General features: G+C 67.9%; 23 protein-coding genes and 1 riboswitch. Of the genes, 13 read left to right on the top strand and 10 right to left on the bottom strand.

Annotation, left to right across the window (positions count from 1 at the left end; all coding sequences use genetic code 11):
• Window positions 1-2: 2 nt before the first annotated feature.
• Complete coding sequence (locus QM841_RS18560) at window positions 3-701, bottom strand: enoyl-CoA hydratase/isomerase family protein (protein WP_280782707.1); 699 nt, start codon at window positions 699-701, stop codon at window positions 3-5.
• A gap of 20 nt (window positions 702-721) precedes the next feature.
• Here QM841_RS18560 and QM841_RS18555 point away from each other — a divergent pair, with 20 nt between their 5' ends.
• Complete coding sequence (locus QM841_RS18555) at window positions 722-1,504, top strand: purine-nucleoside phosphorylase (protein WP_283333039.1); 783 nt, start codon at window positions 722-724, stop codon at window positions 1,502-1,504.
• Window positions 1,501-3,090 carry a phospho-sugar mutase gene (locus tag QM841_RS18550; protein WP_283333038.1) on the top strand — a complete coding sequence of 530 codons (1,590 nt, stop codon included), beginning with the start codon at window positions 1,501-1,503 and terminating at the stop codon, window positions 3,088-3,090. Before QM841_RS18555 ends, QM841_RS18550 begins: the two co-directional genes overlap by 4 nt.
• An 8-nt stretch (window positions 3,091-3,098) precedes the next feature.
• Here QM841_RS18550 and upp read toward each other — a convergent pair whose 3' ends face one another.
• Window positions 3,099-3,722, bottom strand: a complete 624-nt coding sequence (upp, locus tag QM841_RS18545; RefSeq protein ID WP_283333037.1) for a uracil phosphoribosyltransferase — start codon at window positions 3,720-3,722, stop codon at window positions 3,099-3,101.
• A gap of 132 nt (window positions 3,723-3,854) precedes the next feature.
• Between upp and QM841_RS18540 the strand changes: the two genes are divergently transcribed.
• The 5 genes from QM841_RS18540 (at window position 3,855) to QM841_RS18520 (ending at window position 7,475) form a co-directional block, all read left to right on the top strand.
• Window positions 3,855-4,178, top strand: a complete 324-nt coding sequence (locus QM841_RS18540; protein WP_283333036.1) for a type VII secretion target — start codon at window positions 3,855-3,857, stop codon at window positions 4,176-4,178.
• Window positions 4,179-4,180: 2 nt separating this feature from the next.
• Complete coding sequence (locus QM841_RS18535; protein ID WP_283333035.1) at window positions 4,181-5,371, top strand: C40 family peptidase; 1,191 nt, start codon at window positions 4,181-4,183, stop codon at window positions 5,369-5,371.
• An 8-nt stretch (window positions 5,372-5,379) separates the two neighbouring features.
• On the top strand, window positions 5,380-5,724 hold the full coding sequence (locus QM841_RS18530; protein ID WP_283333034.1) for a hypothetical protein: 345 nt from the start codon (window positions 5,380-5,382) through the stop codon (window positions 5,722-5,724).
• Window positions 5,721-6,026, top strand: a complete 306-nt coding sequence (locus tag QM841_RS18525; RefSeq protein ID WP_105420508.1) for a YbaB/EbfC family nucleoid-associated protein — start codon at window positions 5,721-5,723, stop codon at window positions 6,024-6,026. The genes QM841_RS18530 and QM841_RS18525 overlap by 4 nt, the downstream gene beginning before the upstream one ends.
• A gap of 204 nt (window positions 6,027-6,230) precedes the next feature.
• Window positions 6,231-7,475: a SatS C-terminal domain-containing protein gene (locus QM841_RS18520; protein WP_283333033.1), complete on the top strand. Its 1,245-nt coding sequence runs from the start codon at window positions 6,231-6,233 to the stop codon at window positions 7,473-7,475.
• A 19-nt stretch (window positions 7,476-7,494) separates the two neighbouring features.
• Here QM841_RS18520 and QM841_RS18515 read toward each other — a convergent pair whose 3' ends face one another.
• Genes QM841_RS18515 through QM841_RS18505 form a run of 3 tightly spaced genes read right to left on the bottom strand, consistent with a single transcriptional unit; the run spans window position 7,495 to window position 10,282 of the window.
• Window positions 7,495-8,580, bottom strand: a complete 1,086-nt coding sequence (locus tag QM841_RS18515) for an adenosine deaminase (protein WP_283333032.1) — start codon at window positions 8,578-8,580, stop codon at window positions 7,495-7,497.
• 9 nt (window positions 8,581-8,589) lie between these two features.
• The gene (locus QM841_RS18510) at window positions 8,590-9,885 is read right to left on the bottom strand and encodes a thymidine phosphorylase (RefSeq protein WP_283333031.1); all 1,296 of its coding nucleotides are present in this window, start codon (window positions 9,883-9,885) and stop codon (window positions 8,590-8,592) included.
• Window positions 9,878-10,282: a cytidine deaminase gene (locus tag QM841_RS18505; RefSeq protein WP_283333030.1), complete on the bottom strand. Its 405-nt coding sequence runs from the start codon at window positions 10,280-10,282 to the stop codon at window positions 9,878-9,880. The genes QM841_RS18510 and QM841_RS18505 overlap by 8 nt, the downstream gene beginning before the upstream one ends.
• A 254-nt stretch (window positions 10,283-10,536) precedes the next feature.
• Between QM841_RS18505 and sdhC the strand changes: the two genes are divergently transcribed.
• The 6 genes from sdhC to QM841_RS18475 all read left to right on the top strand — a co-directional run bounded on the left by sdhC (window position 10,537) and on the right by QM841_RS18475 (window position 16,482).
• On the top strand, window positions 10,537-10,941 hold the full coding sequence (gene sdhC / locus QM841_RS18500; RefSeq protein WP_005239889.1) for a succinate dehydrogenase, cytochrome b556 subunit: 405 nt from the start codon (window positions 10,537-10,539) through the stop codon (window positions 10,939-10,941).
• 1 nt (window position 10,942) lies between these two features.
• Window positions 10,943-11,386 carry a succinate dehydrogenase hydrophobic membrane anchor subunit gene (locus QM841_RS18495; RefSeq protein WP_005239887.1) on the top strand — a complete coding sequence of 148 codons (444 nt, stop codon included), beginning with the start codon at window positions 10,943-10,945 and terminating at the stop codon, window positions 11,384-11,386.
• Window positions 11,387-11,401: 15 nt separating this feature from the next.
• Window positions 11,402-13,153, top strand: a complete 1,752-nt coding sequence (sdhA, locus tag QM841_RS18490) for a succinate dehydrogenase flavoprotein subunit (RefSeq protein ID WP_005256984.1) — start codon at window positions 11,402-11,404, stop codon at window positions 13,151-13,153.
• Complete coding sequence (locus QM841_RS18485) at window positions 13,153-13,932, top strand: succinate dehydrogenase iron-sulfur subunit (RefSeq protein ID WP_141475391.1); 780 nt, start codon at window positions 13,153-13,155, stop codon at window positions 13,930-13,932. The genes sdhA and QM841_RS18485 overlap by 1 nt, the downstream gene beginning before the upstream one ends.
• Window positions 13,933-14,087: 155 nt before the next feature.
• Window positions 14,088-15,083, top strand: coding sequence for a malate dehydrogenase (locus QM841_RS18480; protein WP_283333029.1), 996 nt, complete (start codon window positions 14,088-14,090; stop codon window positions 15,081-15,083).
• A 118-nt stretch (window positions 15,084-15,201) separates the two neighbouring features.
• Entirely contained in the window at window positions 15,202-16,482 is a 1,281-nt protein-coding gene (locus QM841_RS18475; RefSeq protein ID WP_283333028.1) for a D-alanyl-D-alanine carboxypeptidase family protein, read from the top strand.
• Between the two features lie 18 nt (window positions 16,483-16,500).
• On the opposite strand, the gene yhjD is transcribed toward QM841_RS18475, so the two are convergent.
• The 5 genes from yhjD to QM841_RS18450 form a co-directional block, all read right to left on the bottom strand.
• Window positions 16,501-17,523 carry an inner membrane protein YhjD gene (yhjD, locus tag QM841_RS18470; RefSeq protein WP_283333060.1) on the bottom strand — a complete coding sequence of 341 codons (1,023 nt, stop codon included), beginning with the start codon at window positions 17,521-17,523 and terminating at the stop codon, window positions 16,501-16,503.
• A gap of 5 nt (window positions 17,524-17,528) precedes the next feature.
• Window positions 17,529-18,563 (bottom strand): tryptophan--tRNA ligase, encoded by a 1,035-nt coding sequence (gene trpS, locus QM841_RS18465; RefSeq protein ID WP_011598206.1) that lies wholly within the window; start codon window positions 18,561-18,563, stop codon window positions 17,529-17,531.
• 52 nt (window positions 18,564-18,615) lie between these two features.
• Window positions 18,616-19,422 carry an exodeoxyribonuclease III gene (locus QM841_RS18460; RefSeq protein ID WP_164062378.1) on the bottom strand — a complete coding sequence of 269 codons (807 nt, stop codon included), beginning with the start codon at window positions 19,420-19,422 and terminating at the stop codon, window positions 18,616-18,618.
• A 35-nt stretch (window positions 19,423-19,457) separates the two neighbouring features.
• Window positions 19,458-20,681 (bottom strand): MFS transporter, encoded by a 1,224-nt coding sequence (locus tag QM841_RS18455; protein WP_280782696.1) that lies wholly within the window; start codon window positions 20,679-20,681, stop codon window positions 19,458-19,460.
• Between the two features lie 198 nt (window positions 20,682-20,879).
• The gene (locus QM841_RS18450; protein WP_280782695.1) at window positions 20,880-22,103 is read right to left on the bottom strand and encodes an NADP-dependent isocitrate dehydrogenase; all 1,224 of its coding nucleotides are present in this window, start codon (window positions 22,101-22,103) and stop codon (window positions 20,880-20,882) included.
• Window positions 22,104-22,376: 273 nt separating this feature from the next.
• Window positions 22,377-22,497: riboswitch (SAM riboswitch) on the top strand.
• Window positions 22,498-22,544: the final 47 nt, after the last annotated feature.

Here is a 22,544-nt window from a genome sequence, read left to right as displayed (position 1 = left end):
TCTCACCCGAAGCTGAAGTTGCTCTTGTCCGTCACCGTGGCGAGCGCGGCGAGGGCGTCGTGATGGATTCCGCGCTTGATCCCGGCGAGGTTGGCGCCGCGGGTGGCGGTGAGTGCGGCGGCCCGTGTCACGGCGGCCGCGAGGACGCCGTCGCCGTCCGCGATCTCGTCGACGATGCCCGCGGCGAGCGCGTCGGAGCCGCCGAAGCGGCGGCCCGTCGTCATCGCCTCGACCGCGGTCTGCTTGGGCAGACGGGTGTTCAGGAGCGCCGACATCCCCACGGTGAACGGCATGTTCAGCGACACCTCGGGGAGACAGTAGAACCCGCGGTCGGCGCGCATCACCCGGAAGTCGTGCGACGTGGCGAGCATCGCGCCGGCACCGAAACTGTGCCCCTGAACGGCGGCGACGGTGGCCATCGGGAACGCGAGGAGGCGGCTGTAGATCGTGTGTACGCGGTCGAGATATTCGGGGAGCTTGTCCGTGTTCGCGAAGATCCACGTGGTGTCCAGGCCGTTCGTGAAGAACTTGCCCGTCGCGGTCGTGACCAGTGCGGCGGGACCCTCGTGGGCTTCCACCTCGTCCAGCGCGGCATGGGTGGCGTCGATCCAGTCCGGATGGAAGCGGTTCTCGTTGTCCGTCTCGCCCTCGTTGCCGAGGTACAGGATGAATACGTCGCCGTCGCGATCGAGATAGGGCATGAGTGGAAGACTATCGCCTCATGGGAACGCCAGACGCCGCGGCCGCCGCGCTCGCCGCACACACGAACTGCGCCGAACACTCGATCGCCGTCGTCCTCGGATCGGGGTGGAATGCCGCCGCCGACCGGTTCGGCGAATCACTCTGCACCGTCCCGATGGCCGATCTACCGGGATTCACACCGCCGGCCGCCGCGGGTCACGCCGGGACGATCCGTTCCGTGGACGTGGGCGGCACACGGGTCCTCGTCCTCCTCGGCCGCACCCACGCCTACGAGGGCCATCCCCTGCCGTCCGTCGTCCACCCGGTACGCACGGCCATCGCCGCGGGAGCGACGACCGTCATCTTGACGAACGCCGCCGGGGGAATCCGCGAGGACTTCACCGTCGGCCAGCCCGTGCTGATCAGCGATCACCTGAACCTCACGGCCCGGTCACCTCTCGTGGGCGCGGAGTTCGTGGACCTCGTCGACGCGTACGACCCCGAACTGCGGGCCCTCGCCCGCGACATCGACGGGTCGCTGACCGAAGGCGTCTACGCCGGTCTGCCGGGTCCGCACTACGAGACCCCCGCCGAGATCCGCATGCTGCGGACGATCGGTGCGGACCTCGTCGGCATGTCCACCGTCCACGAAACGATCGCGGCGCGGGCGCTGGGCGCCCGCGTCCTCGGGATCTCGATGGTGACGAATCTCGCGGCCGGTATCACCGGCGAGCACCTGAACCACGAGGAGGTCCTCGCCGCGGGCCGGGCGTCCGCCGACCGCATGGGCGGTCTGCTGCGAGAACTGGTGGAACGCTTGTGAGCGTTCCGATCGCGGACTGGATCGACGCCGATCCCGACCCCGAAACCCGGGCGGAACTCGCGAATCTCTGCGCCGACGAGCTCGCCGACCGGTTCGCCGCTCCGCTGAGTTTCGGGACCGCGGGTCTGCGCGGGCCGGTGCGGGCAGGCCCGAACGGCATGAATCTCGCCGTGGTGATCCGCACGACGGCCGGGCTGAGCGCGTGGCTGAAAGACCGGTGCCTGGGCGGCTCCACCGTCGTCGTCGGGCGCGACGCGCGGCACGGATCCGAGAAGTTCGCCGTCGCCGCCGCGGAAGTGCTGGCGGCCGCAGGATTCTCGGTCGTCCTCCTCCCCCGCCCGCTCCCCACGCCGATCGTCGCGTTCGCTGTCCGCCGCCTCCGCGCCGCGGCCGGCGTGCAGATCACCGCCTCCCACAACCCCGCCGCCGACAACGGGTACAAGGTCTACCTCGACGGCGGCGCCCAGTTGATCTCCCCGTCCGACCGGGAGATCGAAGCATCGATCACCCGGGTCGGGCCCGCGAACCTCGTGCCGCGCACCCCGGTGACACCGGCGTCCGAGGAACTCCTCGACCTCTACGTCGACCGGGTCGCGTCCCTGCCGACGGCACGGTCGCGGACACTGCGTATCGCGCTTACCGCCATGCACGGCGTCGGCGGCGAGACCGCAGTCACCGCACTGAAATCCGCCGGATTCACCGACGTCCACAGCGTCGCCGCACAGTTCGACCCGGACCCGGACTTCCCGACCGTCGAATTCCCCAATCCCGAGGAGCCCGGCGCCTCCGATGCCGTCCTCGCTCTCGCCGCGGACGTCGGCGCCGACATCGCGCTGGCCCTCGACCCCGACGCCGACCGATGCGCGGTCGGCGTGCGCGGGCCGGACGGCTGGCGGATGCTCCGCGGCGACGAGACGGGCGTCCTGCTCGGCGAGCACGTCCTCGCGTCCGCCCCGGCCGATTCGCTCGTCGCGACGACGATCGTCTCGTCCGCCCTCCTCGGAAAGCTCGCCGAGGCCCGCGGCGCCCGCTTCGCCCGCACCCTCACCGGCTTCAAGTGGCTCGTGCGGGCCGGCGAGGGTCTCGTGTACGCGTACGAGGAAGCGATCGGTCACTGCGTCGACCCGGAGTCGGTGCGCGACAAGGACGGTATCTCCGCCGCGGTGGTGGCCGCCGACCTCGCCGCGACGCTGCGGGCAGAGGGGTCGACACTCCGCGACAGGCTGGACGACTACGCGCTCGAATTCGGATTGCACGCCGGAGACCAGGTGTCGCGACGAGTCACCGACCTCGCGGACATCACCGCGATGATGCGACGCCTGCGGTCGGAACTGCCTGCCGAACTGGCCGGCGAACCCGTCGAGGCCACGGATCTGGCGGAACTGCGGGGGCAGTCCCGCACCGACGCGGTCGTACTCGCGGGGTCCACTGTCCGGATGGTCGTGCGTCCCTCGGGTACCGAACCCAAGCTCAAGTGCTACCTGGAGGTCGTTGTCCCGGTGCCCGATCGATCGGCGCTACCCGCGGCCCGCGAGAGTGCCGCGTCCCGGTTGAACCTGTTGCGCGAGTTCGCCGAAGCCCTGTAGCCGAGGAGTCAGCGCGGCCCGAACTGACGGTCCCCGGCGTCGCCGAGGCCGGGGACGATGAACGCGTCCTCGTTGAGCCCCTCGTCGACCGCGGCGGTGACGAGTCGCACGGGATGACCCGACGCCGAGAGGGCGGCAACACCTTCGGGCGCCGCGACGACGCACACGGCGGTGACGTCCGTGGCGCCGCGGGCGACGAGCAACTCGATCGTGTGCACCATCGAACCGCCGGTCGCGAGCATCGGGTCGAGAACGTACACCGGGATCCCGAACAGATCCGCGGGGAGCGACTCGAGGTACGGCACCGGCAGATGCGTCTCCTCGTCCCGGGCCATGCCGACGAAACCGACTCGCGCCTGCGGGATCAGGCTGCTGGCCTGCTCGACCATGCCCAGTCCGGCGCGCAGGACGGGAACGAGCAACGGCGGATGGGTGAGCCGCACCCCGTCGGTCGTGGCGATGGGCGTGACCACGTCGAACGTCTCGACCGGAGCCTCGCGCATCGCCTCGTACACCAACATGTGTGTCAGCCGTCGCAAGGCGGCCCGAAATGTGGCATTGTCGCTGCGCGCATCGCGCATCGCTGTCAGGAGGACCGCTGCGAGTGGGTGGTCGACGACGTGCGTGTTCATGTTCGAAGAATAAGGGGGCGCGGGGCGAGATTTCGCAGGAGAGCGATTCTCGGCGTATCGGGGGTGGAACCGATTCGGACTCACCTGCGTCCAATATGGTGACCGGTATCAAATCCGACTGGGGGGATGACGATGAACGACTTGAGGGCGGATACCGCGAGTATCGCCGAGTTCGCGGCCACGGCCGCGACCATGTCAGCGCAGATGCAGGCCGCAGGTCTCGGGGCCGCCGCCGCGGGGCCGCTCCTGCTCGGACCGGTCTTCGGGGTGATCGGCGGCGATTTCGTCGCCGCGTTCGCCACGGCGCACGCCGCGCACCTGGCTTCCATCGAGAAACTGTCCGGCGTGCTCGGCGGGATCAGCGCCACCGCCCTCGCGAACGCCGCCGCGTACGAGGGCACCGAGGCCGCCACCACGGCCGCGCTCGCCGCGAATGCGGTCGGGCTGGAGGCCTGACCGTGATCCCCTTCGATCTCCTCACCCGCCCGATCCTCGATCTGCTCGGGGCGTTCGGCAGCGGCGTCCTTCCCGTCGGCGGACCGGCCGACGCCCTGCGCGCGTCCTCGGTCGCCATCGACGCCGTCCACGACACCGGGCGCACCGGCATCAGCTCCGTCTACGGCGACTGGCAGGGCAGGGGTGGCACGGGTGCGATCGTGAAGACCGAAGAGGCGCAGCGGGCGACGGTCGCGGTCTCCGATCGCGGCAACGACATGGCTGCCGTCGTCGCCGAGGCCTCCGAGATCGTCCGGGCCGGAATGGTCCAACTGGAGGAGATCCTGCAGTCGTTCATCTCCCTCGCGGTCGCGGCCGGACCCGCCCTGGCCACCCCGCCCGGTCAGGCGATGATCATCGCGGCGGCACTCGACCACCTCGGCAGGGCCACCGCGGTGGTCGCGAAGGTGCGGGCCGAACTCGGCGAGCAGACCGGCCGGATGGTCGCCCTCACACCGGCCGAAGACATCCCGGCCGCGCCCGCCGCCACCGCCCCCGCGAGCACGTCCGCGGCGAGCACGGTGCCCGCCTCCGCGGCCCCCGTCGCACCCGCGGGCTCCGACGCGGTGAGCCGCGCGGCCTCCGGGTTCGCGAGTTCCTCCGGCGCGTCACCGATGTCGGGCCTGACCAGCATCGCCGCTCCGGCCGCGCGCTCGTCGGGCGGACGCGGCTCGGGCGGATCCCGCGCGGATTCCCTCACCGGCAGGTCCGGAGATACCGGTCACGGGCCGTCCACCTCGGACTCCGCACGCGACGGCGAGGGCGTGGAGGTGGTCCTGCCCGACGGCAGCACCGCCGTCGCCCCCAACAAGGAGGCGGCGGACGCCGTCCGCAACGCCCTGTCGCAGCAGGGCGTCCCGTATGTCTGGGGCGGGACGTCCCCCGGCGAGGGCCTCGACTGCAGCGGGCTGACGCAGTGGGCGTACGGCGAAGCGGGCGTGGGTCTTCCGCGTCTGGCGCAGGAGCAGAACGTCGGCACCGCGGTCGACCCGGGCGACCTCATGCCCGGCGACCTCGCCGTCTGGGACGGCCACGTGGCGATGGTGATCGGCAACGGCCAGCTCGTCGAGGCCGGTGATCCCGTGCAGGTCGGTCCGATCCGAACCAGCAACAGCGGCATGGGCTTCTACGGCTTCTACCGACCCACGGAATGACAGGAATCATGTTTCCCCCCACCCCACCCCCGGCCGGCACCACGGCCGCAGTGAGCAACCGCTCCGGCACCGTCTCGGTCCGGACCACCGAGCAGGGCCTGCCGCTCGAACTCCGCATCGATCCGCGCGAGCTTCGGTACGGCGGCCAGCGGCTCGCTGACGAGATCCTGACGCTCTGCAGGCGCTCGGCCATGGAGGCCGGGGCGCGGCGACGCGACGAACTCGCCCGCGACGGCATGCCCGCCGAGATCCTCGACCAGCTCGGTCTGCCCACCCGCACCGACGTCGCCGCCGCGCAGGCGATCGAGGACGAGGAAGAACCCACCCCGACGAGCTGGATGCGACCACTGTGAGCGAACACGATATGGATGCGATCGTCGGGCGGGCCACCGAACAGGTGAATCTGCTCGAGGAGGCCCTCGCCGGGCTGCAGGCGATCAAGGCGCGCGCGTCGAGCGAGTCCGATCAGGTCACCGCCGAGGTCGACGGGAACGGCACGCTGACCGGTCTCTGGATGGACGACTCCATCTCGACGCTCGACGCCCGAACACTCGCGACGATGATCACGAGCACCACGCAAGAGGCCGCCCGGCTCGCCACCGAACAACGCACCCGGGTCATGACGACGCTGCAGGACGGGTTCGGGAGGGTGTGACCGTCACATTGCCGATCCGGAACATGCACCCTCCTCGAACGACTCGACGCACAGCGAAAGTCACGGTAGGGCTCCGATACGCGCCGGTCGCCCCGTTCGGCCGACTCGGTCGCGGCCGCCGCGACACGGCGGCGACGGGCACCGGAAACGCTCCGCACACAGCCCGGGTATAACTTTGGCCGCGGGGTCGATAGGCTTCGCGCCATGGCTGGAGACATCGTCCCGATCGAACTCGGTCTCACCGACGGCGACCTCGTGACACTGTGGGCACCACGGTGGCGTGAGGGCGACGACGAGTGGGAAGCATTCCTTGGTCACGAGGAAGACCTCTACGGGTTCGAATCAGTGGCAGAACTCGCTGCCTTCATCCGCACGAACACCGACAACGATCTCGTCGAGCACCCCGCCTGGAGTGTGGTGTCCGGGCTGTCCGCCGCCGAACTCGAACCCGACGAGAACTTCTGCTTCGATCTGATCGGGGTGCCGGAGCTGGCGGCGAGTGACCCCGAGGCTCTCGTCGTGAGCGAACTCGAAGACACGCTCAACATGGTGCGCAACATCGGTGAGGTCTGCGAACTGGACGCGGTCACCAAATTCTTCAACGCGAACCCCATCCTCGGCGCGCTGCCCGCAGGCGCCAGCGCATTCGAGGGCCGCGAGGGCGAGGAGCTGTGGGCCCAGATCGGCACCGCCATCGCGAAGGGCTGGGATGACGTCCTCGACGCCGTCGACAACATCGTCGCCACCCCCGAGGTGGATGCCGAGGCGGTAGCCGTCGCCGAGGCCGAACTGGTGGCCGCCGACGAGAACACCGTCGACGTGGACGACGTGGCCGAAGAGGCGGAGGAAGACGAGGAGTTCGTCGCGCTCGATCTCGACACCGAGGACGAGGAGGAGGACGACTCGTTCTGGGGTGCGGTGGGTGTCGATCCCGTCAAGATCATCACGTCCGGGGAGACCTACTTCACGCTCCGCTGCTACCTCGACGACGATGCGCTCTTCCTCGGGCGTGACGGCGCGATCTTCGTCTTCACGTCCGAACGCGCGCTGGCCCGCTACCTCGCCGACAACCACGAGCACGCCCTCGCGCAGGTGAGCACGTACGAGGAGATCCAGGTGGCGGCCGTCGACGGATCGCTCGAGGTCGAGGTCACCGACGAGAACGTGTACGTCCTCCCCGGTCTCGCCGATGACCTGGCCGCCGGTCCGGAGTCCGTCGACGCGGACCAGCTCGACCTTGCCGTCGAATTGTTCACCGATGCAGCCGATTTCGCCGACGACGATTCGGTGGAGACCGCACTCGCGACGTCCGAGCCGCTGGGCTGGTACGTCTCCTTCGTCCTCAACCCGGATCCGACGCGGATGGCGCCCAGCGCACCGTTCGACGCCGAGGCGGAGGCGTGGCGGACGCTCGAGCGGGAGTTCGAGGCCCGCCTGCGGAAGGTCTGAGCGCCCGCCCTCGGGGCGCTCAGCCCACCAGCACGGCGAATCCCGGCTTGATCACCTCGTCGATCAGCTGCAACCGCTGATCGAACGGGATGAAGGCCGATTTCATGGCGTTGATGGTGTAGCGCTCGAGATCCGTCCAGCCGTAACCGAACGTCTCGACGAGGCGGAGCATCTCCTGGCTCATGCTGGTGTCGCTCATCAGCCGGTTGTCGGTGTTGACGGTCACCCGGAACCGCAGCCGGGCGAGCAGGTCGAACGGATGATTCTCGAGCGCGTCCACGGCCCCGGTCTGAACATTGGAACTGGGACACAGTTCCAGGGGAATCCTCTTGTCCCGCACATAGTTCGCGAGCGCGCCCAGCACCGGGACGCCGTCGTCGCCGATCGTGATGTCGTCGGTGATCCGGACCCCGTGCCCGAGGCGGTCCGTGCCACAGAACGCGATGGCCTCGTGGATGGACGGCAGACCGAACGCCTCACCCGCGTGAATGGTGAAGTGTGCATTGCTGCCCCGCATGTACTCGAAGGCGTCGAGGTGGCGGCTGGGCGGATTCCCGGCCTCGGCACCGGCGATGTCGAAGCCGACGACGCCGCGGTCCCGGAACCGGATCGCCAGTTCCGCGATCTCCCGGGAGCGCGCCGCGTGCCGCATCGCGGTGAGCAGTACGCCGATCCGGATGTTCTGGCCGCGCACCTCCGCCGCCGACTCCCCTGCCTCGAATCCCAGCAGGACCTTTTCCACCACCTCGTCCAGGGTCAGCCCCTCCTCGAGGTGCTGCTCCGGGGCGAACCTGACCTCGGCGTAGACCACGCCGTCGTCGGCGAGGTCCTCGGCGCATTCACGGGCGACGCGTTCGAGCCCGACGGATGTCTGCATGACCGCGACCGTGTGGGCGAACGTCTCGAGGTATCTCTCGAGCGAACCGCTGTCGGCGGCCTCCCGGAACCACGTGGCCAGCGCGGGCGCGGTGTCGGCGGGCAGCGCGTCGTAGCCGCAGTCGCGGGCGAGTTCGAGAACCGTCTCGGGCCGGAGACCTCCGTCGAGATGGTCGTGCAGCAACACCTTCGGCGCTCGGCGCAGGGCCGACAGATCCAGTGCGGTCATGCGTCGACGTTAGCGTGAGGGATCCTCTATCCGCTCGATGACGAGCGGCGTGGTCACCGACGGCGCGTCGGCCATGACGGTCCAGGCTTCGGAAAGTGCGGCTTTCGCCGCGGCGAACCGTTCGGGCGTGTCGGTGTGCAGCGTGACGAGCGGGGTGCCCACCGACACCGTCTCCCCCGGTTTCGCGTGCAACTCGATGCCCGCCCCCGCCTGCACCGGCTCGCCCTGTCGCGCCCGACCGGCGCCGAGCCGCCATGCGGCGAGCCCGACCGCCATGGCGTCGAGACCGCACACCACCCCGTCCGACTCGGAGAGCAGCACCTCGGTGTGCCTGGCCGTCGGCAGCGGCGCGTCGGGGTCGCCGCCCTGGGCGGCGATCATCCTCCGCCAGCGGTCCATGGCGGACCCGTCGCGCAGTTTGTCGGCGGGGTCGACTCCGTCGATTCCGGCTGCCTTCAACATTTCTCGCGCGAGCTCGAGCGTCAGTTCCACGACGTCGGATGGGCCGCCTCCGGCCAGCACCTCCAGCGATTCCCGGACCTCGAGTGCGTTGCCCGCGGTGTGGCCGAGGGGCGCGTCCATCGCCGTGAGCAACGCCATCGTCCGCACTCCGGCGTCGTTCCCGAGGTCGACCATCGTCTGCGCGAGCTCCCGCGCGTCGTCGAGCTTCTTCATGAACGCGCCCGACCCGACCTTGACGTCGAGCACGAGCGCGCCGGTGCCCTCGGCGATCTTCTTGCTCATGATCGAGCTGGCGATCAGGGGGATCGATTCGACCGTCCCGGTGACGTCGCGGAGCGCGTACAACCGCCGGTCCGCCGGCGCCAGGTCTGCGCCGGCGGCGCAGACGACGGCTCCGACGGCGGGGTCGGACAGGATCTCGGCCATCTCGGAGGTGTCGAGGTCGGCGCGCCAGCCAGGGATCGACTCGAGCTTGTCGAGGGTTCCGCCGGTGTGACCGAGCCCGCGTCCCGACAGTTGCGGCACCGCGGCGCCGCATGCCGCGACCAGCGGTGCGAGCGGGAGCGTGATCTTGTCGCCCACACCACCCGTCGAGTGCTTGTCCACGGTGGGGCGGCCGAGGTGGGTGAAGTCGAGGCGTCGACCGGACGAGATCATCGCCGTGGTCCAGCGGCTCACCTCCTCGCGCGTCATCCCGCGGAAGTAGATCGCCATGGCCAGCGCCGACATCTGCTCGTCGGCCACGACCCCCCGGGTGAATGCCTCGACCACCCAGTCGATCTCTGCACCGGACAGTTCCCTGCCGTCGCGCTTGGCGGCGATGATCGACGAAGCGTCATGCATGGCTGATTCTCCCCTTCTCCTCCGGACCGAAAGCGTCCGGCAGCAGCTGTTCCAATGGGCGCACGCCGGCCCGGTGGTCGACGAGCAGTCCGGGGCCGCCGTGCTCGAAGAGAATCTGCCGGCAGCGTCCGCACGGCATGAGTATGTCGCCACTCGCGTCACAGCAGGTGAAGGCGATTAATCGGCCGCCGCCGCCCGCAAATAAGTTACCGACCAGTACGCACTCGGCGCAGAGCCCCAAACCGTATGAGACATTTTCCACATTGCATCCGACGACGATTCGTCCATCGTCCACCAGTGCCGCCGCCCCCACCGCGAAGCCCGAGTAGGGCGCGTAGGCCCGGCCCATCACCTCATGCGCGTTGGCGCGCAACAGTTTCCAATCGATCTCGACCATGGTTCCCCATCCAATCACGTGGGCTGAATGGATGCAGAGATTCACCCGGGACGACCCAATTCGCATTGGAGAGGCAAACCTAACTTCATTTGCGGGGGCGTACGAACCCCGACTCGAATTAGTTCCCCCGTTTCCGTTGGGTTTAGAGTTCAGAGAAGTCGGTTCAGGATCACGTCGGGTCCCCAGTTGTGGTATGTCCGCAACGCTGCGCAGACTCGACACGTCCACCAATGACGTTGGAGGCACAGCACTCGATGAGTACTACGACTGAAGCCGCTCCGGCCAAGGAGCGCACACGGTCGCTTTACCGGGGCGACCCCGGAATGTGGTCCTGGGTTTTGCACCGGATCACAGGCGTAATGACGTTCTTCTTCCTATTCGTGCACGTGCTGGATACCGCGCTGGTGCGCGTGAATCCCGACACGTACGACAGTGTCATCGAGACCTACAAGAACCCGATCGTCGGGCTCATGGAGCTCGCGCTCGTCGCCGCGGTGCTGTACCACGCACTGAACGGCGTCCGGGTGATGCTGGTGGACTTCTGGTCCAAGGGACCGCAGTACCAGCGCCTGATGCTCTGGGTAATCCTCGCGATCTGGTTCCTGGTGATGATCCCGGGCGCCGGCCGCATCTTCTACAACATGTTTGCGGGGCACTGACATGACGACAGAAGCCAAGAGTCTCGGCAAGACCTACGACCGTCCCGCCAGCCTGGACAACCCGCGCTCTCCGCGCCGGACCTCGAAGAACAACTTCGAGCTGTACGCCTGGCTGTTCATGCGGTTCTCCGGACTCGCACTGATCTTCCTCGTGCTCGGCCACCTCTTCATCATGCTGATGCTCGACGACGGTGTGCACCGCATCAACTTCGCGTTCGTCGCAGGCCGCTGGTCCAGCCCGTTCTGGCAGTTCTGGGACCTCACCATGCTGTGGCTTGCCCAGCTGCACGGCGGAAACGGACTCCGCACGGTCATCGCGGACTACTCCCGCAAGGACTCCACGCGCTTCTGGCTGACCACGATCCTCGTTCTCTCGATGATCCTGATCATGGGCCTCGGCACGTACGTCATCTTCACCTTCGACCCCAATATCTCGGCGAGCTAGGGGAGCACAGACTTCATGCAGGAACACCGTTATGACGTGGTCATCGTCGGCGCCGGCGGCGCCGGCATGCGCGCAGCGATCGAGGCCGGTCCCCGCGCCCGCACCGCGGTACTGACCAAGCTCTACCCCACCCGCAGCCACACCGGCGCGGCCCAGGGCGGCATGTGTGCCGCGCTGGCGAACGTGGAGGAAGACAACTGGGAGTGGCACACCTTCGACACGGTCAAGGGCGGCGACTACCTCGCCGACCAGGACGCCGTCGAGATCATGGCCAAGGAGGCCATCGACGCGGTGCTCGACCTCGAGAAGATGGGTCTGCCGTTCAACCGCACGCCCGAGGGCAAGATCGACCAGCGTCGTTTCGGTGGTCACACCCGCGATCACGGTAAGGCCCCCGTGCGCCGCGCATGTTATGCCGCGGACCGCACCGGTCACATGATCCTGCAGACGCTCTACCAGAACTGCGTCAAGCACGACGTCGAGTTCTTCAACGAGTTCTACGCCCTCGACATCGCGATCACCGAGACGGAGAACGGCCCCGTCGCCACCGGCGTCATCGCCTACGAGCTGGCCACCGGCGAGATCCACGTCTTCCACGCGAAGTCCATCGTGTTCGCCACCGGCGGCTCGGGACGCATGTACAAGACGACGTCCAACGCGCACACCCTCACCGGTGACGGCATGGGCATCATCTTCCGCAAGGGCCTTCCGCTGGAGGACATGGAATTCCACCAGTTCCACCCCACAGGCCTGGCCGGGCTCGGCATCCTCATCTCCGAGGCCGTGCGCGGTGAGGGCGGCATCCTCCGCAACGCCGACGGCGAACGGTTCATGGAGCGCTACGCCCCCACCATCAAGGACCTCGCACCCCGCGACATCGTCGCGCGGTCGATGGTCCTCGAGGTCCTCGAGGGACGCGGCGCGGGACCGAACAAGGATTACGTCTACATCGACGTGACCCACATCCCCGAGGAAGTCCTCGACGAGAAGCTCCCCGACATCATGGAGTTCTCCCGCACCTACCTCGGTGTGGACCCGGTGAAGGAACCGGTGCCGGTGTACCCCACCTGCCACTACGTCATGGGCGGCATCCCCACCCGGATCAACGGTGAGGTCCTGCGCAACAACGACGAGATCGTCCAGGGCCTGTACGCCGCCGGCGAGTGCGCCTGCGTCTCCGTCCACGGCGCGAACCGTCTCGGCACCAACTCGCTGCTCGACATCAACGTCTTCGGACGCCGCGCCGGCATCGCCGCCGCCGAGCACGCCAACAACAGCGAGTTCGTCGACATGCCCGAGGCGCCCGAGAAGATGGTCGACGACTGGATGGCCACCATCCTGTCGGACCACGGTCACGAGCGTGTCGCGGACATCCGCAGCGAGCTGCAGCAGTCGATGGACAACAACGCCTCGGTGTTCCGTACCGAAGAGCGCCTCACCCAGGCGCTCAAGGACGTGCGGGCACTCAAGGAGCGCTACAACCACATCACGGTGCAGGACAAGGGCAAGCGCTACAACAGCGACCTGCTCGAGGCCGTCGAGCTCGGCTTCCTCCTCGAGATGGCGGAGGTCACCGTCGTCGGCGCGCTGAACCGCAAGGAGTCGCGCGGCGGCCACGCCCGTGAGGACTACCCGGACCGCAACGACGCCGAGTACATGAAGCACACGATGGCATACAAGGAGGGCGACGGCCTGCTCTCCGACATCCGTCTCGACTACAAGCCGGTAGTCCAGACCCGTTACGAGCCGATGGAGCGTAAGTACTGATGAGCGCACCTGCAGTCGACAAGAGCGAGAACAAGGCGGATCTCCCTCCCGTTCCCGAGGGCGCCGTCATGGTCACCCTCAAGATCGCGCGGATGAACCCGGAGTCCGGCGAGGGCCAGCACTGGGACAGCTTCCAGGTTCCGGCTCTGCCGACGGACCGCATGCTGAACCTGCTCCTGTACGTGAAGGGCTACCTCGACGGCACCCTCACGTTCCGTCGCAGTTGCGCCCACGGCGTGTGCGGTTCGGACGCGATGCGGATCAACGGCGTCAACCGTCTGGCCTGCAAGCTCCTCATGAAGGACATGCTGCCCAAGGACGGCAAGCCGGTCACGATCACCGTCGAGCCCATCAAGGGCCTGCCGGTGGAGAAGGACCTCGTCGTCGACATGGAGCCCTTCTTCGACGCGTTCCGCGCCGTGAAGCCGTTCCTCATCACCACCGGCAACGAGCCCACCCGTGAGCGCATCCAGTCGCAGCACGACCGGGCACGTTTCGACGACACCACCAAGTGCATCCTGTGTGCCTGCTGCACCACGTCGTGCCCGGTGTACTGGAGCGACGGCAGCTACTTCGGTCCGGCCGCCATCGTCAACGCTCACCGCTTCATCTTCGACAGCCGTGACGAGGGTGCGTCGGAGCGTCTCGACATCCTCAACGACAAGGACGGCGTCTGGCGTTGCCGGACCACGTTCAACTGCACCGACGCGTGCCCCCGTGGCATCCAGGTGACGAAGGCGATCCAGGAAGTCAAGCGCGCGCTGCTGTTCGCACGCTGACCCCAGGTCTGCCGAGCACGTTCCAGGGCGCCCCCGACCGCACCGGTCGGGGGCGCCCTGCGTCGTGTCCAACCTCACTGTCCGAGCGGTCCCACGGTGACATCTCCGCGCTACTGTCGAGAACAGATGCTCCCGACGGACAGTGAGGTTCACCCATGGCGCAGTCGCCCACTCCCGCAGTGGTCACGGTCACCGGAGCGGCAGGCAGCATCGGCTACGCGGCGCTGTTCCGGATCGCCGCGGGCGAGATGCTCGGGCCCGACATCCCGATCCGGCTGCGGCTCTTGGAGATTCCGTCGGCAGTGTCCGCCGCCGAGGGCACCGCGATGGAGCTCGACGACAGCGCCTTCCCTCTGCTCCGCGACATCGAGGTCCACGACGACCCGAAGCGGGGCTTCGACGGCACCGACGTGGCGCTCCTCATCGGATCGCGTCCCCGGTCCAAGGGCATGGAGCGAGGCGACCTCCTCGCCGCGAACGGGCAGATCTTCACCGTGCAGGGTCGCGCGCTCAACCAGGTTGCCGCGGACGGAGTCCGGGTGTTGGTCGTGGGCAACCCGGCGAACACCAACGCGCTGGTCGCCGCGAACAACGCCCCCGACATCCCGGCGGAGCGCTTCACGGCGTTGACCCGGCTCGACCACAACCGCGCGATCGCCCAGCTGGCACGGCACTCGGGCGCCGCGGTGAAGGACATCAGCCGCGTCGCGATCTGGGGCAACCACTCCAGCACCCAGTACCCCGACATCGTCCATGCGCGGGTCGGTGAGCGGTCCGGTGCCGAGTTCGCCGCCGACCGCGAATGGCTCACCCGCGACTTCATTCCCACGGTCGCGAACCGTGGCAGCGCGATCATCGAGGCTCGCGGCGCATCCTCCGCGGCCTCCGCCGCCAACGCCGCGATCGATCACGTCCACGACTGGGTGCTCGGCACCCCCGACCACGATTGGACGTCCGTGGCGCTGCCCTCCACCGGCGCCTACGGCGTGCCGGAGGGACTGGTGAGCTCGTTCCCGGTTCGCTCGGTCGACGGGTCGTGGCAGATCGTGGACGGGCTGCAGATCGACGACTTCTCGCGGAAGCGGATCGACGCGTCGGTCGCGGAACTCGAATCCGAACGCGACGCCGTCCGGGGCATGGGTTTCATCTGATCCGACGTTCGTCTTCCGGAACGGTCGCGTGGACGTCACGAAATCGTGTCGACACGTGTCCGTTTTCGGAAGTCGACCGGTCGTCGCATACGCTGCCTCTTCGATGATGTGGCGTCGAGTGTGTACCGCGGTCGTGTCCGGAACCCTGCTGGCCGGACTCTCGGTGAGTGCTGCCGGGGCGATTCCGCCCGCGGCGCCCTCCTCCCCCACCTCCACACCGTTCGCCACCCCGAACACCGACAACTGCCCCAACCGGTCGGCCCCCGCGCCTGCGATCGACCTGTCGGAGGTACCCCAGCCGGGTGATCCGACACCGAGCGCCGTATCGGTGCCCGAAGAGCCGGTGGGCGGACCGAAGCTGGCCGAGTGCGGGGTGATCCTTCCCGACGAGGCGCCGGCGCTGCCCGCCGACATCGCGGCGTCCGGCTGGGTGGTCGCGGACATCGACACCGGAGCCGTGCTCGCGGCGAAGGACCCGCACGGCCGCTACCGGCCCGCGAGCACCATCAAGATGCTGCTGGCTCTCGTGGCGCTGGGCGAACTGGATCTCGACAAGACCGTGACCGCCACCGCGGAGGACGCCGCGGTGGAGGGCAGCGCCGTCGGGATCGGCAAGAACGGTCAGTACACGAACCGGCAGCTGATGCAGGGCCTGGTGATGGCCTCGGGGAACGACGCCGCCCACCTCCTCGCCCGGCAACTCGGCGGCGACGCCGCCACGGTCGACAAGATGAACCACCTCGCCGACACCCTCGGCGCGCACGACACGAGGACCGCGACCCCGTCGGGGCTCGACGGCCCCGGCATGAGCAGCTCCCCATTCGACCTCGCGCTCATCTTCCACACCGCGATGAAGAACCCGACGTTCGCGGAGCTGATCTCCACCGAGACGGTGCAGTTCCCGGGTTTCCCGAAGGATCCGGCGATTCCGGACGATCAGGACCGGCCCCCGTTCGCACTGGCCAACGACAATCAGCTGCTCTACAACTACGACGGCGCACTGGGCGGCAAGACCGGGTTCACCGACGACGCCCGCCACACCTATGTCGGCGGCGCCGATCACGACGGTCGCCGCCTGATGGTGACGTTGATGGGCGCCGAAGCCCAGCCGATCCGGCCGTGGGAGCAGGCGGCACGACTGCTGGATTACGGTTTCGCCCTCGACCGCGACGCCCAGGTGGGATCCCTCGAGGACCTGCATCCGGCCGACACCGGTTCCGCCGCGGTACTTGCCGCACCGCCGCAACAGGATTCGGCCGCCGCGACGAGTTCCGTCGTCGCGTCGGGTTCCGACCACCCCGACAACACACTCGCCCTGCGGGCAGGTGTCGGGATCGTGGGGGCGGCCGTCGTCCTCATGCTGGTGCTCTGCGCGCGTCGGCTGTCCCGCAGGCGCTGACGAAAACCGGCGCCCGGCTCAGCGCTTGCTGCGGGTCAACAGTCCGGACAACCCGAGCGCCGCGGCGGCGCCCACACCCACCAGGGCGAGTCCTCCACGCACACCCGGCCCCTCGTGCACCTCGATCCGGGGGTTGATGACGGCCGGATCCGGCGGCGGCACAAAGGCGAGCGCGAGGCTGGCGCGGGTGGTCGCGGCCCACGCCGTCGAGAAGAGCAGCATCCGGCACGTCAGGTAGATGAACACGAGCAGACCGATGATCGGACCGAACGCCACACCGGCGGGACCCGCGGTGACCGCCGAGAGGTAGATGGCACCGACCTGCTTGAAGATCTCGAACACCACGGCCGCGAGCAGCGCCGCCTTGAGCGCACTGCGGAACGTGACGGGTTCGCGGGGCAGTCGGGCGATCACCCAGGCGAACACCGCCCACGTCGCGAGAAGCGACACCACGGTCGACAGTGCGCGCAACCCGGCGTCGATCCCGGGAACGTCGTCGAGGTTCAGCACCTCGACCACCGTTCGGGCCACGGGACCGCTACTCAGCGCGGAGGATCCGAGGGAGACCACCATCGCCAGACCCAGCCCGAGCAGCGCGGCCGCGTCGCCCAGCTTGGTACGCACGAATCCCTTCGACTCGCGCTGGCTCTCCCACATCGCCGTCAGCGCGTCGCGCAGGTTCGCCATCCACCCGAGTCCCGCGTACGCGGCACCGAGCAGACCGAGAACACCCACGCTGGCACGGGACGCGATCGCCGAATCGATGACCGTGTTGAGCGTGTCACCCAGACTTCCGGGAACGTTCTTGGTGATGCTGTCCTGCAGCTCCTGCAGCAACTCCGGCTGCCCGGCGAGGACGAAACCCGCGATGGCGAACGCGACCATCAGGATCGGAATCAGTGCGAGCACACTGAAATACGTGATTCCCGCCGCGTAGTAGTCGCCCTTCTGCTGCTGGTACCGCTCTGCGGCCCGCATCAGATGGTCGAACCAGGGGCGCGCTGCCCGCTGCCTGTCGAGAAAACTCGGTTCGTCAGCCACAGTGCTCATCCCTTCGGTGTCAGAAACCCAACCTTCTCGTACACGGCCGCCAGAGTCTGCGACGACACCTCGCGGGCGCGGTGAGCACCGGCGGCGATGATCCGATCGAGTTCTGCCTCGTCCGAGAGGTACCCTTCCACCTTCGCTTTCAACGGTGTCACGAACTCGGCCAGGACATCTGCCGTATCGGTTTTCAGGTCGCCGTACCCCTTGCCCTCGTACCCGGCCACCAACGTCTCGACCGGAGTCCCGGACAGCGCGGACTGGATGGTGAGCAGGTTGCTCACACCGGGCTTGGCCTGCGGGTCGTAGCGAATCTCCCGCTCGTTGTCGGTGACCGCGGACTTGATCTTCTTCGCCGACACCTTGGGGTCGTCGAGAAGGTTGATCAGTCCGGCGGGGCTCGGACCGGACTTGCTCATCTTCGACGTCGGATCCTGCAGGTCGTAGATCTTGGCGGTGCCCTTGATGATCTGGGCCTCGGGAATGACGAACGCCTTCCCGAACCGGGTGTTGAACCGCTGGGCGAGATCGCGGGACAGTTCGAGATGCTGACGCTGGTCCTCGCCGACGGGGACCCGCTGCGGCCGGTAGAGCAGGATGTCGGCAGCCATCAGCACCGGATACGTGAACAGGCCGACGCTCGCGTTCTCACTGCCCTGTTTGGCCGACTTGTCCTTGAACTGCGTCATCCGGCTCGCTTCACCGAAACCGGTGATGCAGTTCAGGACCCACGCCAGCTGCGCGTGCTCGGGCACCTGGCTCTGCACGAACAGCGTGGCGCGGTCGGGGTCGATTCCGAGCGCCAGCAGCTGCGCCGCCGCGATCTTCGTGCGACGGCGCAGCTCCTTCGGGTCCTGCGCCACCGTGATCGCGTGGAGGTCGGGGATGAAGTAGAACGCGTCGAAGTCGTCCTGCAGAGGCACCCACTGCTGCAGAGCACCCAGGAAGTTGCCGAGGTGGAACGAGTCGGCGGTGGGCTGGATGCCGGAGAGCACCCGCGGTTTCGCGGTGGGTTTCTGAGCTGCAGGGGTCGACATGAGTACTGATCTTTTCACGTGCGCCGTGACGACACGAATCAGATACCGGCCGTCACCGGTACTGGACGGTGACCGGCGCGTGATCGGACCACCGCTGGTCGTAGGTTTCGGCGCGCTCGACGACGGCCTGCTTGGCCCGCTCAGCCAGTTCCCGGGTGGCGATCTGGTAGTCGATGCGCCAGCCGGAGTCGTTGTCGAACGCCTTCCCGCGGTACGACCACCAGGAGTACGGCCCGGCGACGTCGGGATTGAGCTGCCGGACCACGTCGGTCCAGTGCGCGTCCTCGGCGAACAGGGCGCCGAGCCACTCCCGCTCGTTCGGGAGGAAACCGGAGTTCTTCTTGTTGGTCTTCCAGTTCTTCAGGTCGAGTTCGGTGTGGGCGATGTTCCAGTCGCCGCAGACCACGACGTGCCTGCCTGCCGCGACGGCAGCCGCTGCGGTGTCGGTGAGGTACCGGGCGAAGGAGTCCATGAATCGCTCCTTCTCCTCCTGCCGCGGTGTCTGGGCCTCCCCGGAGGGCAGGTACAGGCTCGCGACGGTCAGGTCGTCGAAGTCGGCCTCGAGGTAGCGGCCCGCGGTCGCGAACTCGTCGTCACCGTGGCCGACGCGGAAGGCGTCGGCAGGTTTCCGGGACAGGATCGCGACGCCGTTGCGTCCCTTCGACGACGGCTCCGCGGACACCAGGTTCCATCCACCCTCCAGAGCGGGCGCGAGCGTCTCGGCGAGCTGCTCGTCGGACGCCCGCGTCTCCTGCAGACACACGACGTCGGCCTCTGTGCGCTCGATCCACTCGGTGAGCCCCTTGCGGGCGGCGGCGCGAACGCCGTTGACATTGACGGTGGTGATGATATGTGGCACGGCAAGCACCGTAGCGGACGCGTACGACAGCGCGGCTACCGAGACGAACGGGCGCTGCGGCGTTCCATCGCGACCGCCACGGTGAGGACCACGAGACCCGCCACGGCCAGCAGCGCACCGACCGCGGCGGGCGCCGTGTAGCCGTAGCCGGCCGCGATCACGACACCACCGATCCACGCCCCGAACGCGTTCGCGATGTTGAGGGCCGCGTGGTTGAGCGAGGCGGCGAGGGTCTGGGCGTCCGCGGCGACGTCCATCAGCCGGGTCTGCAACCCGGGAACCATCGACGCACCCGCCGCACCGACGAAGAACACCAGCAGCAGCGCCGTGTACGGGTTGTGGGAGGCGATCACGAAGACGCCGAGCAACACCCCGAGCGCCGTCATCGATACGAACAGGCCGGGAATCAGCGCCCGGTCGGCGAGTCGGCCGCCGATCAGATTGCCCGCGACCATGCCCAGCCCGTAGATCATCAGGGCCAGCGGCACCAGCGACCGCGACAGGCCGGCGACGTCGGTGAGCGTCGTGCTGATGTACGTGTAGACGGCGAACATGCCACCGAACCCGACCATGCCGATGATCAGCGTCATCCACACCTGCGCGCGGCGCAGGGCACCGAGTTCGGTGAGGGGATTCGACATCCGCATGGCGGCGAGCGCGGGCACCCACGACCAGATCGCGCCCAGTGTCACCACACCGATCACGGCCACGAGCGCGAAGGCGCTGCGCCAGCCGAGCGTCTGGCCCAGCCACGACGCGACGGGAACGCCGACGACGTTGGCCACCGACAGTCCCATCATCACGAGTGCGACCGCCCTGGCTCGCTGGCCGCGGTCCGCGAGGTGCGCCGCCACGAGGGCCGCGACACCGAAGTAGGCGCCGTGCGGCAGGCCCGCCACGAACCGCGCGGCCATCAGCACGCCGTAGTTCGGCGCGAACACCGTGGCGGCGTTGCCGATCGTGAACGCCGCCATCAACGCGATCAGCAGCGTCTTACGGGGCACCCGCGCGGTCAACGCCGCGATGAGTGGCGCGCCGACGACCACACCCAGCGCATACGCCGAGATGACGTGCCCGGCCGTCGGCTCGGTGATCCCGAGACTCGACGCCATCTCGGGCAGTAGCCCCATCGCCACGAACTCGGTGGTCCCGATCCCGAAGCCACCGAGCGCGAGCGCGATCATGGCGAGCTTGCGGACGGACGGATGTTGGGCGATGACACCGAGGTGCTCGGGGCGGACGGGGGTGGAAGTGCTCACAGAAGGACTTTCGACTAGGCGGGGAGACGGCTACGCGGCGCACGGCGCCTCGTTGCGCAACGACCCACATCGAAATTCTCTTCCCCGGATTCCGCTTTTCGCGCCGCGAGCGACCGTGAGATGACTCACCCGGCCCGGAAACGCCGAACGGGACGCCCCGTGAGGGGACGTCCCGCTCGTAACGCTGTGGCTCGGTGCCTACTGCTCGGCGATGGCCTTCTGGAGGTTGATGTCCAGCGCACCGAGGAACTCCTCGGTGGTCAGGTAGCCCTGGTCGCCGCCGACCAGCATCGCGAGGTCCTTGGTCATCTGGCCACCCTCGACGGTCTTGATGACCACGTCTTCGAGCTTCTGGGCGAAGCCGATGACGTCGGGGGTGTTGTCCAGCTTGCCGCGGTGCTCGAGTCCACGGGTCCACGCGAAGATCGACGCGATGGGGTTGGTGGACGTCGGCTTGCCCTGCTGGTGCTGACGGAAGTGACGCGTCACGGTGCCGTGTGCGGCCTCGGCCTCACACGTCTTTCCGTCCGGGGTCAGCAGCACGGAGGTCATGAGGCCGAGCGATCCGAAGCCCTGCGCGACGGTGTCGGACTGGACGTCGCCGTCGTAGTTCTTGCAGGCCCAGACGTAGCCGCCCTCCCACTTGAGCGCCGACGCGACCATGTCGTCGATGAGACGGTGCTCGTAGGTGAGTCCTGCCGCGTCGAACTCCGACTTGAACTCGGTCTCGTAGACGTGCTGGAAGATGTCCTTGAACGCGCCGTCGTACGCCTTGAGGATGGTGTTCTTGGTCGACAGGTACACCGGGTAGTTCTGCTGCAGGCCGTAGTTGAGCGAGGCGCGCGCGAAGTCCTCGATGGACTTGGTGAAGTTGTACTGACCCTGGACGACGCCGCCGCCCTCGGGGAAGTTCACCAGCTCGTGCTCGATCGGCTCGCTGCCGTCCTCGGGCGTGTAGGTGATCATCACCTTGCCGGGACCGGGGACCTTGAAGTCGGTGGCGCGGTACTGGTCGCCGAAGGCGTGACGGCCGATGATGATCGGCTTGGTCCAGCCCGGAACCAGTCGCGGAACGTTGGAGATGATGATCGGCGCGCGGAAGATCGTCCCACCGAGGATGTTGCGGATGGTGCCGTTGGGCGACCGCCACATCTTCTTGAGACCGAACTCCTCGACGCGTGCCTCGTCCGGGGTGATGGTCGCGCACTTGACGCCGACGCCGTGCTTCTTGATGGCGTTGGCCGCGTCGACGGTCACCTGGTCGTCGGTCTCGTCCCGGTGTTCGATGCCGAGGTCGTAGTACTCGAGATTCACATCCAGGTAAGGATGGATCAGTTTGTCTTTGATGAACTGCCAGATAATGCGTGTCATCTCGTCGCCGTCGAGTTCGACGACGGTGCCCTCAACCTTGATTTTGGACATGGGTGCTTCGCGTCCTCCTAGGAAGTTTCCCTGGTTACACGGTTGCGGTCGCACTTTGTGAGTGGGTCCGCGAACGGTTCGCTTTTCAAACGTAGACGGTCAAGGCGGCCGCTGGGAGACCGCACGTAAACAAGACAAGCGTACTGCTATGCGCCACGCTCGCAACACGTGGGGCACGGAGGTCGTCCCTACTCGCGGGTAACTTTTCCCTGCTAGTGGCCCTGATCGGTGCCGTTTCCGGTCGTTCCACCCCAGCCGCTAAGATTCACTCCAGGTCATGAGTGCCAGCAACGAGCCCCGGCTAGCTGGCCGGCAACCCTCCACCGCGGTGGGGTGCCCCGGGTGATGACCTGGTTCCCTGATTCATACAACAGTCGGGTGACAAGCGCGGGTCCGACATCGGAGGTTCATGATGTGTTGTTGTTGTCGTAGATAGAGCAC

The sequence above is a fragment of the Rhodococcus sp. IEGM 1307 genome, assembly GCF_030056915.1.
In the GTDB taxonomy this organism is placed as follows: Bacteria; Actinomycetota; Actinomycetes; order Mycobacteriales; family Mycobacteriaceae; genus Rhodococcus_F; species Rhodococcus_F opacus_D.
Note: the sequence above shows the minus strand (reverse complement) of the source record. Positions and strands in the feature narration are given on the sequence as shown.

Excerpts from the sequence above, each read along its gene's own strand:
- QM841_RS18515 (WP_283333032.1), bottom strand. The coding sequence starts at position 8,580 with ATGACCGCACTGGATCTGTCGGCCCTGCGCCGAGCGCCGAAGGTGTTG.
- QM841_RS18495 (WP_005239887.1), top strand. The coding sequence starts at position 10,943 with ATGACGACAGAAGCCAAGAGTCTCGGCAAGACCTACGACCGTCCCGCC.
- QM841_RS18530 (WP_283333034.1), top strand. The coding sequence starts at position 5,380 with ATGTTTCCCCCCACCCCACCCCCGGCCGGCACCACGGCCGCAGTGAGC.
- QM841_RS18540 (WP_283333036.1), top strand. The coding sequence starts at position 3,855 with ATGAACGACTTGAGGGCGGATACCGCGAGTATCGCCGAGTTCGCGGCC.
- QM841_RS18555 (WP_283333039.1), top strand. The coding sequence starts at position 722 with ATGGGAACGCCAGACGCCGCGGCCGCCGCGCTCGCCGCACACACGAAC.
- QM841_RS18510 (WP_283333031.1), bottom strand. The coding sequence starts at position 9,885 with ATGCATGACGCTTCGTCGATCATCGCCGCCAAGCGCGACGGCAGGGAA.
- QM841_RS18520 (WP_283333033.1), top strand. The coding sequence starts at position 6,231 with ATGGCTGGAGACATCGTCCCGATCGAACTCGGTCTCACCGACGGCGAC.
- trpS (WP_011598206.1), bottom strand. The coding sequence starts at position 18,563 with ATGTCGACCCCTGCAGCTCAGAAACCCACCGCGAAACCGCGGGTGCTC.
- QM841_RS18485 (WP_141475391.1), top strand. The coding sequence starts at position 13,153 with ATGAGCGCACCTGCAGTCGACAAGAGCGAGAACAAGGCGGATCTCCCT.
- QM841_RS18505 (WP_283333030.1), bottom strand. The coding sequence starts at position 10,282 with ATGGTCGAGATCGATTGGAAACTGTTGCGCGCCAACGCGCATGAGGTG.
- QM841_RS18480 (WP_283333029.1), top strand. The coding sequence starts at position 14,088 with ATGGCGCAGTCGCCCACTCCCGCAGTGGTCACGGTCACCGGAGCGGCA.
- QM841_RS18450 (WP_280782695.1), bottom strand. The coding sequence starts at position 22,103 with ATGTCCAAAATCAAGGTTGAGGGCACCGTCGTCGAACTCGACGGCGAC.
- QM841_RS18560 (WP_280782707.1), bottom strand. The coding sequence starts at position 701 with ATGCCCTATCTCGATCGCGACGGCGACGTATTCATCCTGTACCTCGGC.
- sdhC (WP_005239889.1), top strand. The coding sequence starts at position 10,537 with ATGAGTACTACGACTGAAGCCGCTCCGGCCAAGGAGCGCACACGGTCG.
- upp (WP_283333037.1), bottom strand. The coding sequence starts at position 3,722 with ATGAACACGCACGTCGTCGACCACCCACTCGCAGCGGTCCTCCTGACA.
- sdhA (WP_005256984.1), top strand. The coding sequence starts at position 11,402 with ATGCAGGAACACCGTTATGACGTGGTCATCGTCGGCGCCGGCGGCGCC.